Here is a 16,974-nt window from a genome sequence, read left to right as displayed (position 1 = left end):
AGAAAAATGCCAATATTATTACTAGGAAACAAAGATATTGATTTAATTAGTGGTAAAAGAAATATTACCATAAGAAGAAGATGGAAACAACCACTATACCCAGGAGATCACCTCTACTGCTATTGGAATATTCTGTCGAAAGAACGAGAAAAACTATTCGAAGCAGAAGTAACTCACGTAGATATATTAACCTTTGAAGACGTTATTCAAGATCATGAATTGGTGGCAAAACTAGGATACAAAAGCACAAAAGAACTAGAAAAAGACCTTAGAAAAACATATCCCAACAACACAAAAAACAAGGATGAATTCCAAGTATTTCAATTCAAAAAATTACATGTAAGCCAATGGGAAGGCTCAGCAATAAATCAAAAGAATATAATCATAAAAAAAGCAGACGTACTCTTTGAAATGGGAAAATACAAACAATCATCAATATGCTATAAAGTAGCATTAGAATATGACCATGATGATGTTCAGTTATTAAATAGAATAGGAGATAACCTATCACGTCTGGGACAATTTGGTGATGCAATAAAACACTATAAAAAAGCAATAAAAATAGAACCAAACAATGAATACTTATACAATAACATAGCAATAGCATATCTAAACAAACGTGAACCAGATAAAGCTCTGAAAGCAAACAACAAAGCATTACATGTTAATCCAGAAAATACAACAGTACTTTACTGGAGAGGATTAATTTATGAAATGTTAAATGATTTTGAAAAAGCATTAATTTGCTTTAACAAGGTCTTAGAAATAGATGATACTGACCCTGATGTATGGAATGAACAAGGAACAGTTCTTAACATGTTAGGGAAAAGTGAGGAAGCACTAGCTGCATATGATAAGTCAATAGAATTATGTTTAGATGATACAGATGATTCAAATACATGGGCAAGTAAAGGAAACACATTGCTAGGATTACAAAGATATGATGAAGCAATAGAATGCTATAATCATGCATTAAAAGTAGATACAAACAATGCAATAATATTAAATAATAAAGGAGTAGCATACATGGAACTAGGAGATTTCAGGGATGCAATTGAATGTTTTACTAAAGTATTAGTAATGTATCCAGATAATCCTGATGCTCAGGTACTACAAGAAGTATGTCTAGAAAATCTATAAAAAACAATTCTCACTTTTTTTTATTCAATTTCAAATAATTCACCAAGATAACTTTTACTACTAGTTTTAACTAATGAAGGAATATGGCCTGTTTTGCCAAGAATTTCACCTTTAATAACCATTACTCCATCATAGTAATCATGATAATCCTCTGCATGAGTTAAAGCATTATGAACAATGTCATCATCACAATCACCTACACCATAATTACCAATACATGTAGCAAGACTATCAGAAATACTGCTTTGTCTACTAAAAACAATTGTAGCATCAGTTTTACCAAAACTCTTGGATGGACCAGCAGATGATGACGTACAAATACCATAACCATGTGGTCTTGGCTTTATCTTAAATCCGATATTATATGAAAAACTACTATCACCAGCATAAACTCCGATAACTACTTTCCTATTAGTTTTAAGAGCAATATCTCCGCCATTTTCAACAATTGAAAAACGACTGCCTTTACTAATAAGATAATTTAAACAAACTTCACTAATACTTCCTGCAACAGAAGACATAGGACCAGTATCAGAGATTTCACCGGCAACAGTCATTAATTTAAGTATTGTTTCATCAGAAATTATAGGAACTGGTTTATAACCGGCAAATAGTGGATTACTATTTATGGTATTCTGTATGATTCTTCTTTCTTTCTTAATTAGTTGTGTTAAATCTATATTAATATCACTTTTTAATGAAATATGGGTTGATTCTATATTTATATTCTTAGAATAAATTCTATTTTCCATAGTAATCATTCTTCTTTTCTCAATTAATTAATATTGTTGTTACTTATTAACAATGAAAATAATCAGTATATTATATATAAAATTATAATATTAGTTATTAACAAATATATTTAACATATTTAAAATAAAAAGGGGGCATAATTTTCATGATGCCAAAGCCAAATAACTCTAGAACTAATAATAAAAATAACAATGATTTCCAGAGAGCAGGTTCAGAGAAAATATTACTAGAAACAAAACCAAATATTTTCTGCTATTGTGAGAATTTTATATTTAAAATAATATTACTATTTATATTAGTATTCTTATTTGCTCCAATAGTCACGATATTCTATAATATTCAAGATACACTATTAACATCATTTCAAATGAATTTCACAAATTTAACATCAATAATGGAATTACTATTAATCTTCTGTATATTAATTGTACTTGTAAAGATATTATTAGATATTCTTGACTGGAATTATACTAAATATGTCTTAACAAATCAGAGAATCATTATTCAAAGAGGTTTTTTCCGTAAAGAAAAAATCATGATGCCTTACAGAAAAGTACAGGATATCGAAATTTCTCAGAACATGTTAGAGAGAATTATTAATGTAGGGGATATTCTTATTTATGGTGGTCATGATAATTCTGATACAATTCTTGATGATATACCAGACCCTAAAAGTGCAGAAGAGATAATTCTTAGCCATATAAGTGATTATAATGAATATCCTCCTAATTATCCACCTAATTATAATCCTAACTATTATAATAACGGATATAACAGGAATTATGGATATGATGATAGATATGATAATAGAGAATATGATGATAGATATGATTATCATGAATATAATCGGTATGAGGAGAATAATCAAGCTCCCCCAATAGAAAATAGGAATTATTATAGGGATGATAATGATTATTCTCATGAACAAGAAAATAACTCACAGAATAATTCCTTTATTAATAAATGGAATAAAAATAAACAAAAATATAAAAAATCTAAAATGAATAAGGATGAAATTATGGAAAGACATCAAAGAATGTTCAAAAAATATAATGAATAAACTTAATCCTTTTTATCCTTCTTTTTCTATTTATTTTTAAAAATTTTTTTAACTGGATGAAAGCATGACGAATTATGATATAATTGTAGTTGGTGGTGGACCAATAGGATCTACATATGCATATAAGATGGCTAAATTAGGATATGATGTAGCTCTTTTTGATATGAAAAACAGGATAGGTCAACCATTACAATGTGCGGGAATAGTGTCAACAAACATAAAGGATACTAAGAATTTACCTGAAGAATTCATATCAAATAAAGTTAAAGGAGCTAACTTGTTATCACCTAATGGAACAAGTATCACAGTAGAGAAAGATGATAATTCAGCATATGTGTTAGATAGAGTGTTATATGATAAATATCTATTTAACAGAGCAGTAGATGCTGGAGCAACTGCTTTTTATGGAGAACGTGTTCTTGATGTCGATATGGATAACACAAGAATAACAACAACTAATGGAAAATATTCATCTAACATAATAGCAGTAGCATGTGGTCCAAATTCAGCGACATCAAAGAAAATGAATCCTAATTTTAAAGAAGAATCCTACACGGGTATTCAATATACATTAAAAACAGAACCATCAGACACAGAATACGTTGATGTAAGAGTAAATACAAGTATATTGCCCGGATTTATATGGAAAATACCAGTATCTCCAACAGAACAAAGGTTAGGATTATTTACCAATGGATCACATAAACAGGCAAATCAAATACTAACAAACATGATGGATTCAGGTAGTACTATCATTCAAAAACACTATGGGTTAATCCCAAGATTTAACGTTAATAAGAAAATAGTTGAAAACAACACAATCCTCCTAGGTGATTCAGCAAATCAAATAAAACCAACGACTGGTGGAGGATTAGTGACAGGATTTAACTGTACAACTATAGCAGCAAAAAATTCAAATAAAATGCTGGAAGAAGACAATAATAACTATCTAAAACAATACGAAACAGAATATCATAAAAAATATGATAGTGAATTCAAAGCACAACAAAATGTACAGAAAATAATCAAAAGTATGGATGAAGATGACTTCAATTACATGTTCAAGGAATTAAAGGATAACAACGTTGATAAAATAATATCAGAATATGGAGATATGGATAACCAAGTTCCATTACTAAAACAATTAGTGAAAACAGGAGTAATATTTAAACTATTACCAAAAATAGGTGTAAGGAGACTGAAAAATATATGGAAATCACTGTAATATTATCACAAGAAAATGAGACATTACCCCGAGCTGAACTTTTAGCTAGACTAGGTACACTTAATATTAAATATGAAATATTAAATGAATATCCAGGAATAGTAGAATTAGAGGTGGATGCTACAAAAGATGAAGTTAGTGAATTAGGTGCACATCTAGCATATACACATGAAATTTTATATACTATAAAAAAAACAACACCAGAAAACCTTCAAACAGCAATAGAATCAATAGACTGGACAAAATATGTTAAAGATTCATTCAAAGTACGTGTAAAAAGAATGGGTAATGGTGATGTAGATAAAGATGGTATTGAAAGAAATATTGGAGGATATATTAAGAAAGAATCACAAATGCCTGTATCTTTAGATAACGCTGTTCATACAATAAAATTAGTATACACAGATCCAGAAGTAGTTACAAATGAATATAAAGAAACATCCATAACAAGTTATAATAAAGTAATAATAACTGAATTAATAATAGAACAGAACAAGAGACATTTCTTTGATAACAAGCCACATAAACGTCCATATTTCCATCCTGGATCAATGAGTCCAAAATTAGCTTTATGTATGGTTAACTTAGCAAGAGTTCATGAAAATGACACATTACTTGATCCTTTCTGTGGAACAGGAGGAATACTAATAGAAGCTGGTGAACTAAATACAAAATTAATCGGCTCTGATATTGAAAAACAAATGTATGAAGGAACAAAATTAAACCTAGCTGCAGAGGGATTTTCTGATTTTAAGATAATGTGGGAAGATGTACGCGATTTAAAATTAGATAAAAAAGTAGATGCAGTAGCAATGGATCCACCTTATGGTATATCAACAACACTAGGTGGTGATGATACTAAACAATTGTATCATGAAGCATTGAATGCTATTTCATCATATCTTAAAGATGATGGATATATATGTATGGCAAGTCCTCATTACATAGATTTAAATGAGGTAATAGAAGGAACACCTCTAAAAATAAAAGAACAACATTCAATAAGAATGCATAAAAGCTTAACACGTATAATTACTGTTTTAACAAAAAAATAGGTGATATTCATGTTAGATAATATAAAAATATTTGATACAACATTACGTGACGGAGAACAAACACCCGGCGTATTAATAACATCTAATGAAAAGCTTAAAATAGCTCTAAAACTGGATGAATTAGGAGTAGATGTTATAGAAGCAGGTTCTGCAATAACTTCAAAGGGTGAACAAAAAAGTATTAAAACAATAACTGAAAACAATTTAGACGCTGAAATATGTAGTTTTGCTAGGCCTGTTAAAGTAGATATTGACACAGCACTAAACTGTGACGTGGATAGTATTCATTTAGTAATTCCATCATCTGATTTACATATACAATACAAATTAAGAAAGACAAGAGAACAAGTAGAACAGATGACAGTAAATGCTACAGAATATGCTAAAAGTCATGGTTTAATTGTAGAATTATCAACTGAGGATGCAACAAGAACAAGTATGGATGACCTTAAAAGATTATATAATTTAGGTATAGAAGCAGGAGCGGATCGTTTATGTGCATGTGATACGGTAGGTTTATTAACTCCTGAAAAATCATATGATTTCTATAAGGAATTAGCAACATTATCCAGACCTGTAAGTGTACATTGTCATGATGATTTTGGATTAGCAGTAGCTAATACATTAATGGCATTAAATGCAGGTGCACAACAAGCACATGTTACCATAAATGGTTTAGGTGAACGAGCAGGTAATGCATCATGTGAAGAAGTAGTAATGGCATTAGAAACATTATATCATATAGACACAGGAATAAACACGAAATTATTCTATGAAATATCACACTTAGTTGAAACAATCTCTGGTGTAACATTACAATCCAACAAGGCGATAGTAGGAGAAAACGCTTTTGCACATGAATCAGGTATACATGCAGATGGAGTACTTAAGAAATCTGAAACTTATGAACCAATAAAGCCAGAAACAGTAGGACATCGTCGCAGATTTGTATTAGGAAAACATGTAGGAAAACACGTTATAAATGAAAAAATAAAAGAAACAAATACCCAGGTAACAGAGGATGAATTAGACAGAATATTTAAACGAGTAAAATCATTATCTGACATGGGAAAAACAGTAACAGATGTGGACTTACAAACTATTACTGATGATATATTACATATTAATCCAGAGGATTCATTAATACTAGAGGAATATACAACAGTATCAGGAAATAAAGTAACCCCAACAGCATCTGTAAAAGTAAACATAAATAATAAGGAAAAAATAGAAGCAGGGGTAGGTGTCGGACCAGTAGATGCTGCAATAGAAGCAATACAGAAGAGTATTAAAGATACTGCAGATATTACATTAGAAGAGTATCATGTAGATGCAGTAACTGGTGGTACTGATGCATTAATTGATGTACTTGTAAAACTTAAACATGAAGATAAAGTTATAACTGCAAGAAGTACTGAGCCGGATGTAATACTAGCAAGTGTGGAAGCATACTTGAAAGGAGTAAATAAGATTCTTACGGATGATAAGAAGATGAGAAAATGAATGATTTACAGGCGGAATTACTTGAAAATTATGATATAACCATTCATTCCTATGAAGATAATCTTATAGAAAATGTTCCTGATTTTTTAAGGAAGGTTGATGAAATCACTTCCTTAAAGGAGGATTCAATAATTCAATTATTGGATACTGATTATATTTGTGGCGAGAAGCATATTAATCAGGCAATATCCCAGGCAATAAAAGCTTTTGAGGAGAATCAGAACTTTGCTAATGATAAAGGATTAGAAATTTGTGTAAGATTATCTGCTCAAAAACAGATTAGTGAAGCATTAAAACTTCTTGGTATTAAAAATCAGTGTAATATTACTGTGGTTTACATTAATGTACTTGACGAACAGATAGTTAAAATGGAAGAATTATTATCTAATAGAAATGATGATTTAATTAATACTATTGATTCAGATAAGATTATGAAGTCTTATAATTTATCTAGTGATAAAAATATGGTGGATAGAATTAATGAGAAGATTGCTTTATTAGCAATCAAAAATTAACTAAATACTTTTCTCCTTTTTTTTATTCTTTTGTTGCATTGATAATTATCTCTACTAGTTTATCCATGTTATCTATTGTCAAACTACTTGAATCTAGGTTTTTTGTTTCAATACATATGCATGGCTGTTTAAGTCTATTATAATTAGGTCCTGTTGTTATAATACTCTTATTTTTGGTTATTGATAATTGTGTTCTTATATTATAGGATAATTTTTTTGCTTTACTTTTACTTTCTGCTGTGATTATTACGTTTAATCCATACTCGTTTTCATGGATTATATTGTGTATTTTATCATCTTTTAGTTTGTTAATTAATTGTTTTTTAAGATATGTGTTAGCCTTCAGTGTTTTATTGTATGTTTGTTCTGCATAGTCTATATTCTCGTAGATTCCAGCACATGTTATATTATCTGCCTTGAATGTTTTTAAAAGATGGTTATTTAGTTTTATTTTCTGAGTTATATTGTTAATGAATCCACCATTTTCTATGTTTACTATTTTTGGTGAACCTGTTGATGATACTTGTATGTCTGCATATTCTGTATTTGATAGTTTTTCGTCACCCATGGATCCAGAAATATCTAAAATAAATATCACATCATATAGATTACATAGTTCATATATTTCTTTCACTGGTTGTTCTGCTGTATAAGCAGATAAGCTTGTAATATATAAGGAACCTACATCATTATTTTCAAAATACTTGGAAAGATTTTCAGTATTTATTATACCATTAGAAGTACTTATTTCTTGAACTTGTTTATTCAGTATCTTGGCAGAACGTTGTAATCCATTCCATCCTCCTTCATCTGGTACAAGTATCGGTTCGGGTAAGGCTTCAGTAATTGTAAATATGCAACTATTAGCACTGTTAAGGATATGAACTTTCTGTGATGGAAATAATTCTTTTATCTTGTTGACAGCATAATCATAGTAGTCATAATCTGAGTCAATTGCTTTCTTCATAAACTTTCTAGTATGCTCAGGTATTTCTTTATATTTTAATTGTAACATTATATCTTATCCTCAGAAGAACTGATCAAGTGTTGTCTGTCTTTCTTTTAGTACTTCATCAAGTAATTGGCTTGCGGCTCTGAAATCATCCACACTTAATTTTAATTTAGTTTCTATATAGTCTAATGATTGTCTTAGACTTTCAAATTCAAGTGGTTTACTATTCATTGCATGTCTTATATTTTCTCTAACATTAAATACACCTAACGGAATATAATCCTCATTTGCTTCTCTGAATATTATACATCCGGCCTGTTCTTTATCTCTATCTAATTGTTCTAATACGGCCATTTTAGCAGTATAATAACATCCACCTACACGTGAGTACTCTTTTTTACCCTTATTATGTTCACAATCAGTGAATATCATGCTTTTTCTTCCATTTACTTTTAAAAATGCTTCCATCCATTCATATTGCCATGGTGTTGGCATTTCAAGTATTGCATAGTAATTATTTAGACTTTCAAATTCATAAACTTTGTATGTGTCTATTTGAGAGTAATATCTCACATTTTCCAGGAGTCTGTCTGCAATTGTTGTGTCTACCGCGGTTATTGACCATCGTGTAGGAACTAGTTTCCTGTTTTTTCCTTCACCCATTGTTCCTACTGAGAATGCTTTCTGTATTTGTGTAAATGGAACGTTTTTTTCATGTAATATTTCAACTGCATCTGCTGCTTTAAGATCTGTATCATAATATGCTTTTTCTAGTTGATGGTCCCATTTAACGTTGTCAATATCAAATTTTTTTATAATAGCACTAGGTCCATGAGGAGCGTTTTCTGCACTAAATGTCATTCCCTGTGGTTTTTTGTTAAATTCTGCTTCACTCATGATGGATTTTGATGCCATAGATATTTCTTGTAATTTTTCTATGTAGTTATTATCTAAATCAGTTATTCCTATGGTTTGTTTTCCTCTAACAAGATTTAATCGGTAGTTAATAATATCTTTTTGTGAAGTATGTGTGGATATCCATTGTTCTGGCTGGTCCATAATTGATGAATCTTCGTAGCTAGGTGATAATAACGGTCCTGCATATACTTTAGGATAATTATAACTTCCTATGAAGACTGAGGGTGGTGTAGTACCTTCAAGTTCTTTATCTACTTTAGCTGATTTCATATTGTATAATTGTTTAGTTATTGTTTTAAGATATCTATATTTACTATCTAACATTTAGTTACACCTCCTCTAGTTCCTGATTCCTTTTTATTCTGACTATTTATTAGTATATGTTTTTTGTAATATTTAATATAAAGTAAGATTGGATTATTTTTCTAGTCATTTCCTAATTTTTTATTAATTGTTAGTAACATATTGTTATATCATGATTAAAGAGGATTTTTTTAAGAATAAAATAGGTGTAATTGGTGCTGGAAATATAGGCAGATCTGTTATTTTAAAATTATTAGAAAAGGGTTATCCATATGATAATATTCAGTTATCATATAATGGGTCTATATTTACATTCAGTGCATTATTTGATGATAATCTTGTGGATATGATAAGTGATAATTCTAGATTAGTAAATGATTCTTCTATTATTTTACTGTCTGTTCCTCCACAATCTTTTGAAAAAATTGGTGATTTTGGATTGGATAAAGATACTCTTGTAATTTCATTTATGGCTGGTATATCTATTGATAAAATTAAAAAACAAACAAAATCTGAAAATGTAGTGAGGGTTATTCCAACTGGTCCTGATACCATTAAGAATTCTTGTGCTATTGCAGGTACATATCCTGGTAATGCTGCAGCTGATTTCTTGTTTGATTTACTTGATTTTGATTATTATGTTGTTGATAGTGAGGATAAAATGGATTATATGGTTATTGCTGGCTGTCTTCCAGCTGTTTATTGTCGTGTTGATCCACATAGTAATGAGAGTGTTAGGGATATACAGAGATTTGCAGGTGATTTCGATGAATTTATTGAGATTTCAAAAAAGGCTGAAAAGTTAGTTCCAACTGATAATATTGATGAATTTGTAAAACAAGTTTCAACGCCTGGTGGTGTTACTGAGGCTATTATTAGTAGTCTTGACCAGGGTAATTCTTTGTATGATTCATTACTGGCCGGTATTAAACGTAATAATGAATTATCTTAGTAATTATTTATAAAAAAAAGTATGGTTTGAAAAGAAAGAAAAAAATTTGTTTTCCTTACTCATTAGGATGTTTTGAGTGTTTTTTAGTTTGTTTTCATTTTTTTCTTTTTTTAAGTTTTTATGTTTTTAATAAGGAGTGGTGAGTAATACAAAGATCAGTTCCTATATCGAATTATTTTTTTATAATAGGTGATTTAATTTTTTTTTAGACTATTGTGTAGGATATTATAATAGTTTTAGTCTTTTTAGTCTTAATTCTCTATAGGCTTTTTTGTATTAATCTTTTAACATTTTTTGTTGACTAACAATTTTTAAGTTTAGGAATACCTAAATTCTTAGTCAATTAAATGTTGTACTCGATACTATATAAAGGTTTTGGCTTACCTAAAAATTTTTAAATAAATAATTAAAACAAGTATTTTTCTAAATAAATAATAAAAATACTATTAAAATACTAAGAAACTTTTTATAATTTTTTTTTTAATTTAATAAGGAATAATCAGTTTGAAATAATTTATTTATCCGATTTTAATCAAAGATAAATATCATGTTTACTATAATATTTTTATAAAAAAAAGAAATTTATGGAGAAGAATATTTTCAGTTAATGAAATTTTCAGATTGTAACTTTTGTTGAAGTATAACCTCCACGAAGACTTTTTCCTCCATAATAAACTACTGTTAATGTATGTGTTCCCTTACGAATACTTTTAGGAATAGTATATGTTATAACAACAGTACCATTTCTAATAGTAGTTTTTATAATAGTTCCATTTGAATCCTTAACTAGTTTACCATCAATTTTATATACTACACTTCCAGCAGTAGCAGGGATTGCTGTTTTTGATCCTTTAATCTGCACAGTGAATTTTAATTTATCACTTTTTTTTGTTACACTGCTTATTTTTATAATAGATGTCTGGTTTTTCACATTCAAGGTACTGTTGAATTGATAACTGTTATAATTAGTACTTTCATTGTACGTATAAGTTAATGTATAGTTTTTAGCAGTACAATCAGGTATTTTATATTTATATAGGAATGTACTGTTTGTGATATTTGCTTGTCCTATTACTCTTCCATTGAACTTTATTATTACAGTACCTTGCATTATATTTGTTCCGTTACTAGCTTTAACAGTTCCTTTAAGATTAACAGTTTCACCAGCGTATATACTAACATCACTTGCATTTATTACAATATCATGTTTTAATATTGTGAAAATCTTATTTGCAGATGAAGTATTATACTGGGACGTACCATCATAGATATAATTTAATGTATAATTATTCGCATGATATGCGGGTATAACATAATTATAACTAAATGAACCATTAGTCACTGTTACTTTTCTCACAGTTTTTCCATTAAGTTTTATAGTTACAGATCCATTTATTTTAGTTCCATTAGTTGTTGTTAATGTACCTTTAAGAATAACGGGTTCTCCAACATATCCTTTTACATTATTTGTTGTTATCCTTGTAGTTTGCTTATTTATCTTAATTGTTTTACTTGTAGTACATCTATCGTATATGGAATTTCCTCCATATGTGTAAGTTAATGTATAACTTTTTGCAGTTATTATTGGAATTGTATAATTATACGTGTACTTTCCATTAATTATCTTTGTTTGTCCTATTGTTGTTCCATTGATTTTTATGTTTATTGTTCCATTGTTTATTTTGGTTCCATTAGTTGTTGTTATTGTTCCATTGAGTTTTACAGTAGTTCCTATAACTCCTAGAACGTTGTTTGTTGTTATTTTAGTAGTTATTTTTTTTATTCTAAAGGTCTTATTCAAGGTACTTCCATCGTATATGGAATTTCCTCCATAGGTGTATGTTAATATATAATTTTTTGCACTGAATACTGGAACTGTATATGTGTATGTGAATTTTCCCTTTGTTACATTGGTTTTTCCCATGGTTTTTCCATTAAGTTTTATGTTTATTATTCCATCATTAACTAATGTGCCATTATTTGTTGTTACTGTTCCATTAAAGTTTATAATAGTTCCTATAACTCCTACAACATCGGTTGCTGTTATTTTAGTCTTGTATTTTAATATTGTGAAGTTTTTGGATACTGTTGATGAATTGCACTGGGAATTTCCATCATAGGTATATGTTATGATGTTATTGGTTGTGGTTGTTATTGGAATTGTATATTTGTATGTGTACTTTCCGTTGATTACTTTTGTTTGTCCTATTGTTTTTTCATTAAGTTTTATGGTTATTGTTCCATTAGCAACTGGTGTTCCATTGATTGTTGTCACTGTTCCATTAAGTATTGTCGTGTTTTTAACATATGTTTTTACATTGTTTGTTGTTATCTTAGTGTCTTGTTTTAGTATGGTTAATGTTTTTGTTATAATTGAATTATCATAAGGGTATTCACCGATATAATTGTAAGTTAGTTTATATTTATCAGCATCATATGATGGAATGGTATACTCATAAGCGTATCTTCCATTAATTACACTTGTCTGAGCAACAGTATTATCATCGATTCTTATTATTACAGTTCCATTATTAACTAATGTTCCATTACTTGTTTTTACACTTCCATTTATTATTACTTTTTCACCAATAGTCCTAGTTATATCGGAACCTATTATATTTGTCTTTATCGTAGTAATATTATCATTATTTAAAGTTAAAATAATTTTCTGATGATCTAAGAGTATATCTAATTTTTTAACACCAGTTATGTCAATATTTTCTGATATATATAATGGTAATGTATATGTAACATTATCATTCTTTGTTATTTCAATATTCACAGTTTTTAGGAAATCATCCGTATAACCATAATCAAGTGTTAGTTTATCTTGTTTTGTAACCACAGAATATATGAATACTGTTATTTCAGAGATACCTCCTGACTTTATGGTAATTGTTTTATTTAACCAGTCCCGAGGTAGGATATTATCCTCAGATATTTGTAATAGATAATTTTTTGTTATGTTGAAATTATGTGCGGCTGTTAGAGGAACATTGTTTTGTCCGAACCATGTCCAATTTATCCAGTTATCATTGTATTGAGAATCATATGGTTTTTCTGAATATACTTGATAAATTCCTCCGTTATCTACCAATATACTTGTTTTTAATTGGATTGTTGAAGGAAAAACTCCATAATTTACACTATTATTCTGATATATTGCTCCACCAGTGACAGCTGTGTTATTTTTAATTAATGATTTAATAATACTAAGGTACAGGGAAGACTGAACAGATATAGCTCCACCATAAGTATTTGCAGTATTATTAACAAATGTTGTATTAGACATAGTTATTGTTGCATATTTTCCTATGTATATTGCTCCCCCTTCACCTCTTGGAGAGTTAATAGCTTTATTGTTAGTAAATTCAGTGTCAGTTATAAGTGAAGTAATAAATAATCCATTATATACTATTGATCCTCCATTATTATTTGCATTATTATTATTAAATGCAGAGTTAGCTATTCTGATATTAAGACCAACACCATCACTGTATATTGCTCCACCATATTGTGCATCATTATTTTTAAATACTGTGTTATTTATGTTAATGTTTTTAGCATCATCCTTTGAATATATGGCTCCACCATAATATGCACTGTTATTGTTAAATGTACAATTATCGATATTGAATGTTATGGCAGGTCCGGAAATACTAATTGCTCCTCCCTGAGGATTATCTGTGGAGGTATCAGCGGTTATTCTAATACTGTTGTCTGTGAAAGTACTGTTTATGATATTCACATTTTTATTACCTTTATCTAAAATAGCACCACCTCTATTTGATCCCCAGTTTTTAATAAATTTACAATTAACAACATTTAAGTCACCATAATTATAAATGGCTCCTCCAAGGGTACGTGCTTTATTAGAATAGAATACGCATGATGTGATATTTGCTTCTTCACCACTATTTATACTAATAGCAGCACCATAACTTGCATTATTATATGCAAAGTAACAATTAGTAATGTTTCCAATACCACTGGCAATAGTTACGGTACCACGAGTGTTTATATGTTGATTATTACTTGCATTGTTGTATGTGAAATTACTGTTAGTTAGATATAATTGTGCATGTGAACCACTAAAAATACATGTTCCATTAACTGCAGTGTTATTTATGAAATTACATAAATCAACATATGTTACTCCATAAGTTCCAGAGTATATAGCTCCACCAACACGTCTAAATGTAACATTATCAACATTTGGATCACATGAATTATTAATAAAAGAACAATTATGTATTAAAGTTGTAGTATGTTCGCCACCCACTTGTAATGCTCCTCCCTGGTTATCTGCACTGTTATTTCTAAATAAACTATTAGTTATAGTAATATTATTATAATCTAGGGATGTGAATAGTACTCCTCCAACAACAGCATCATTATTTGTAAATATACAATCATCTGCATTAAATGATACATTAGATTCGATTGTGAATACTCCACCTTGACCAGAATGACTTGCATTAGTTAATGTTAACTTCTGAATATTTATTGTAACATTATTTAATATGAAACCCTTATGATGGTTTAAGTTAATAATAGTATTATCCTTATCTTCACCAACTATTGTAAGAGTAGTACAATTAGCTATTTTTCTTGTTTTACTGAGGCTGTATGTTCCATGGCTAATGTGAATAATGGAGTCATTTGATGTAGATACTTTGTCAAGTGCTTTATCAATAGTTTTATATGGATTTGTATTGTTACCACTACTTTTATCATTACCTTTATCCTTATTAACGTAGATTTCTGATACTTTTTCCTTATTATGACCACTTGCTGTTTTATAATATTTTATAGTATCATCAGGATTGTCTGAATCTGAATATTCATTATAATCATTGGTTTCAAACGTGTTAGCTGTGGATTCCGATGAAATTATATTATTTTCTAGTGTCTCGGAAGTATCCGTTGAATTATCACTAGCATAACATGAACCAACAGTTAGTAATGTAATGAATATTAATAAGATTATTCCTTTTTTAAAATTCATTTAATATTCCCTCATTGATTTATAATTTTATCTATAAATTATAACTGGTATTAATCTATAAGTTAAGTAAATTTATTTTCTATATAGTAAAACCTAACTTGGTTTATATTATTCTTAGATTTGTTCTTGATTTGATAAGTATGTTTTTTAATAAATTAAGTAATACTCTATTTGATTAAAATAAGGATTATATTTGTAAAAAAAGTAAAGAAAAGGGGGTTCATTTACCCATATTAGATTTTATTAGAGAATTATTGGATATTGCCTAATAAGTAGTATATAAATTGCTGTGCTGTACGGCCAGATGGTCCTCCATGTGTTCTTAGCCAGATATTTGCTTTTTGTTTTAATTCCTCATCCGACATTTTGATTTCAGGATATCTTTTAGCTATCGTTGTTACAATATCAAAGTATTCTTTAACTGTTGGCTTATAGTAACCTATGGATATTCCAAATCTATCTACAAGAGATAATTTTTCTCTAATAGTGTCTGATCTATACATTTCATCATCAGATGCTACATTGGTTCGTTCATTCCAAGTTTCTTTTATTAAATGACGTCTATTGGATGTTGCATATATTAACACATTGTCAGGATTAGTTTCTAATCCACCCTCTATCAGTGCTTTTAAATATTTATAGGAGCTTTCTGATTCCTCAAATGATAAATCATCCATGTATATTATGAAATGATAATTTCTGTTCTTAATCGTACTTATTACTTTAGAGAGATATTTTGCTTCGTGTTTGTACATTTCTATCATTCGAAGACCTTGACTGTAGAATTGGTTAAGAATTGCCTTGATACTTGTTGATTTACCAGTACCTGCATCTCCATATAATAATACATTATTTGCTTTTTTACCTTCAACAAATGCTTTTGTATTTTGTACTAATCTTTCTTTTTGTGATTCATAGCCTACAAGATCATCAAGAACAACATCATCAAGGGATGTGATTGGAATAAGAAATTCTGATGAGGAATCATGTGATATACGAAATGCTCTGTTTAATCCGAATTTTCCTACACCATACTTCTTGTAGAATGTTGTTATTATTTCATATATTTCATTTTCATTGTTTGCTTTTTCTATGTTGTTACTTAGTTCCTGTACTTTGATGCTTACATCCTTATTGTATAGTTGTTCTTTTTTAATTATGGAATTATAGTTCTGTATAGTGGTGAAGCAGTTGATATTTAAATCATCTTCTATTTTTGTGAAATCATAGTCAAATAATTGTTTGAATATTTTAAAATCGTTTTTTGCAAATTCATTCACTGTTCCTGATTGTGCCCCGTTTTTTTCTGATACTAGTGTGAATGGGTTTTCTGTTGTTGCTAGTAGGTATGTTAGATAGTTATGCCATAGATTCGTGTTGAAACCATAACTTGTTGCAAGAGAGAGTAATCTATTCATTTGTATGTAGATTTTTTCTATTATTTCTTCTTTATCATAGTTTCCTAGTTCATATTCTTTGAATATGTCTGCTAATTGGAATAATATACTGTCATCGTCAATATTTCTATATACTAATAATTTTGATGTTAGATGGTACATGTAATATTCATCTCGATTATATCTTTTTTAA

Annotated in this window: 12 protein-coding genes; 7 read left to right on the top strand and 5 right to left on the bottom strand. The window is 29.0% G+C overall.

Translation table 11 applies throughout. The annotated features are described in order from the left end of the window. The first annotated feature begins 6 nt into the window (after positions 1–6). Complete coding sequence (locus OTK55_RS01575; protein ID WP_274870195.1) at positions 7–1,140, top strand: tetratricopeptide repeat protein; 1,134 nt, start codon at positions 7–9, stop codon at positions 1,138–1,140. A gap of 20 nt (positions 1,141–1,160) precedes the next feature. Here OTK55_RS01575 and OTK55_RS01570 read toward each other — a convergent pair whose 3' ends face one another. Next, positions 1,161–1,892: a UPF0280 family protein gene (locus OTK55_RS01570; RefSeq protein WP_274870194.1), complete on the bottom strand. Its 732-nt coding sequence runs from the start codon at positions 1,890–1,892 to the stop codon at positions 1,161–1,163. 146 nt (positions 1,893–2,038) lie between these two features. On the opposite strand from OTK55_RS01570, the gene OTK55_RS01565 reads away from it, so the two are divergent. The 5 genes from OTK55_RS01565 to cgi121 all read left to right on the top strand — a co-directional run bounded on the left by OTK55_RS01565 (position 2,039) and on the right by cgi121 (position 7,251). After that, the gene (locus OTK55_RS01565) at positions 2,039–2,953 is read left to right on the top strand and encodes a PH domain-containing protein (RefSeq protein WP_274870192.1); all 915 of its coding nucleotides are present in this window, start codon (positions 2,039–2,041) and stop codon (positions 2,951–2,953) included. Positions 2,954–3,017: 64 nt separating this feature from the next. Then, positions 3,018–4,178: a geranylgeranyl reductase family protein gene (locus OTK55_RS01560; protein WP_274870190.1), complete on the top strand. Its 1,161-nt coding sequence runs from the start codon at positions 3,018–3,020 to the stop codon at positions 4,176–4,178. After that, positions 4,163–5,233, top strand: a complete 1,071-nt coding sequence (locus tag OTK55_RS01555) for a DNA methyltransferase (RefSeq protein WP_274870188.1) — start codon at positions 4,163–4,165, stop codon at positions 5,231–5,233. Before OTK55_RS01560 ends, OTK55_RS01555 begins: the two co-directional genes overlap by 16 nt. A 9-nt stretch (positions 5,234–5,242) precedes the next feature. Next, a complete protein-coding gene (locus OTK55_RS01550) occupies positions 5,243–6,736 on the top strand; it encodes a (R)-citramalate synthase (RefSeq protein WP_274870186.1) in 1,494 nt (497 codons plus the stop codon). Beyond that, positions 6,733–7,251, top strand: coding sequence for a KEOPS complex subunit Cgi121 (cgi121, locus tag OTK55_RS01545; RefSeq protein ID WP_274870184.1), 519 nt, complete (start codon positions 6,733–6,735; stop codon positions 7,249–7,251). The genes OTK55_RS01550 and cgi121 overlap by 4 nt, the downstream gene beginning before the upstream one ends. A 22-nt stretch (positions 7,252–7,273) precedes the next feature. Here cgi121 and OTK55_RS01540 read toward each other — a convergent pair whose 3' ends face one another. Then, positions 7,274–8,266 (bottom strand): hypothetical protein, encoded by a 993-nt coding sequence (locus OTK55_RS01540; protein WP_274870182.1) that lies wholly within the window; start codon positions 8,264–8,266, stop codon positions 7,274–7,276. A gap of 12 nt (positions 8,267–8,278) precedes the next feature. Next, entirely contained in the window at positions 8,279–9,445 is a 1,167-nt protein-coding gene (locus OTK55_RS01535) for an Nre family DNA repair protein (RefSeq protein ID WP_274870180.1), read from the bottom strand. A 151-nt stretch (positions 9,446–9,596) separates the two neighbouring features. On the opposite strand from OTK55_RS01535, the gene OTK55_RS01530 reads away from it, so the two are divergent. Beyond that, positions 9,597–10,376, top strand: coding sequence for a pyrroline-5-carboxylate reductase family protein (locus tag OTK55_RS01530; protein WP_274870177.1), 780 nt, complete (start codon positions 9,597–9,599; stop codon positions 10,374–10,376). Between the two features lie 616 nt (positions 10,377–10,992). Here the strand turns inward: OTK55_RS01530 and OTK55_RS01525 are convergent. Continuing rightward, positions 10,993–15,384, bottom strand: a complete 4,392-nt coding sequence (locus OTK55_RS01525; RefSeq protein ID WP_274870176.1) for an Ig-like domain repeat protein — start codon at positions 15,382–15,384, stop codon at positions 10,993–10,995. 251 nt (positions 15,385–15,635) lie between these two features. Beyond that, entirely contained in the window at positions 15,636–16,943 is a 1,308-nt protein-coding gene (locus tag OTK55_RS01520; protein WP_274870174.1) for an ATP-binding protein, read from the bottom strand. Positions 16,944–16,974: the final 31 nt, after the last annotated feature.

Source organism: Candidatus Methanosphaera massiliense (assembly GCF_028890305.1).
Classification (GTDB): Archaea; Methanobacteriota; Methanobacteria; order Methanobacteriales; family Methanobacteriaceae; genus Methanosphaera; species Methanosphaera massiliense.
Note: the sequence above shows the minus strand (reverse complement) of the source record. Positions and strands in the feature narration are given on the sequence as shown.

What these genes read in the sequence shown, in the direction of transcription:
- OTK55_RS01570 (WP_274870194.1), bottom strand. Translation starts at nt 1,892, where the DNA reads ATGGAAAATAGAATTTATTCTAAGAATATAAATATAGAATCAACCCAT.
- OTK55_RS01565 (WP_274870192.1), top strand. Translation starts at nt 2,039, where the DNA reads ATGATGCCAAAGCCAAATAACTCTAGAACTAATAATAAAAATAACAAT.
- OTK55_RS01525 (WP_274870176.1), bottom strand. Translation starts at nt 15,384, where the DNA reads ATGAATTTTAAAAAAGGAATAATCTTATTAATATTCATTACATTACTA.
- OTK55_RS01520 (WP_274870174.1), bottom strand. Translation starts at nt 16,943, where the DNA reads ATGTACCATCTAACATCAAAATTATTAGTATATAGAAATATTGACGAT.
- OTK55_RS01540 (WP_274870182.1), bottom strand. Translation starts at nt 8,266, where the DNA reads ATGTTACAATTAAAATATAAAGAAATACCTGAGCATACTAGAAAGTTT.
- OTK55_RS01530 (WP_274870177.1), top strand. Translation starts at nt 9,597, where the DNA reads ATGATTAAAGAGGATTTTTTTAAGAATAAAATAGGTGTAATTGGTGCT.
- OTK55_RS01550 (WP_274870186.1), top strand. Translation starts at nt 5,243, where the DNA reads ATGTTAGATAATATAAAAATATTTGATACAACATTACGTGACGGAGAA.
- cgi121 (WP_274870184.1), top strand. Translation starts at nt 6,733, where the DNA reads ATGAATGATTTACAGGCGGAATTACTTGAAAATTATGATATAACCATT.
- OTK55_RS01535 (WP_274870180.1), bottom strand. Translation starts at nt 9,445, where the DNA reads ATGTTAGATAGTAAATATAGATATCTTAAAACAATAACTAAACAATTA.
- OTK55_RS01560 (WP_274870190.1), top strand. Translation starts at nt 3,018, where the DNA reads ATGACGAATTATGATATAATTGTAGTTGGTGGTGGACCAATAGGATCT.
- OTK55_RS01575 (WP_274870195.1), top strand. Translation starts at nt 7, where the DNA reads ATGCCAATATTATTACTAGGAAACAAAGATATTGATTTAATTAGTGGT.
- OTK55_RS01555 (WP_274870188.1), top strand. Translation starts at nt 4,163, where the DNA reads ATGGAAATCACTGTAATATTATCACAAGAAAATGAGACATTACCCCGA.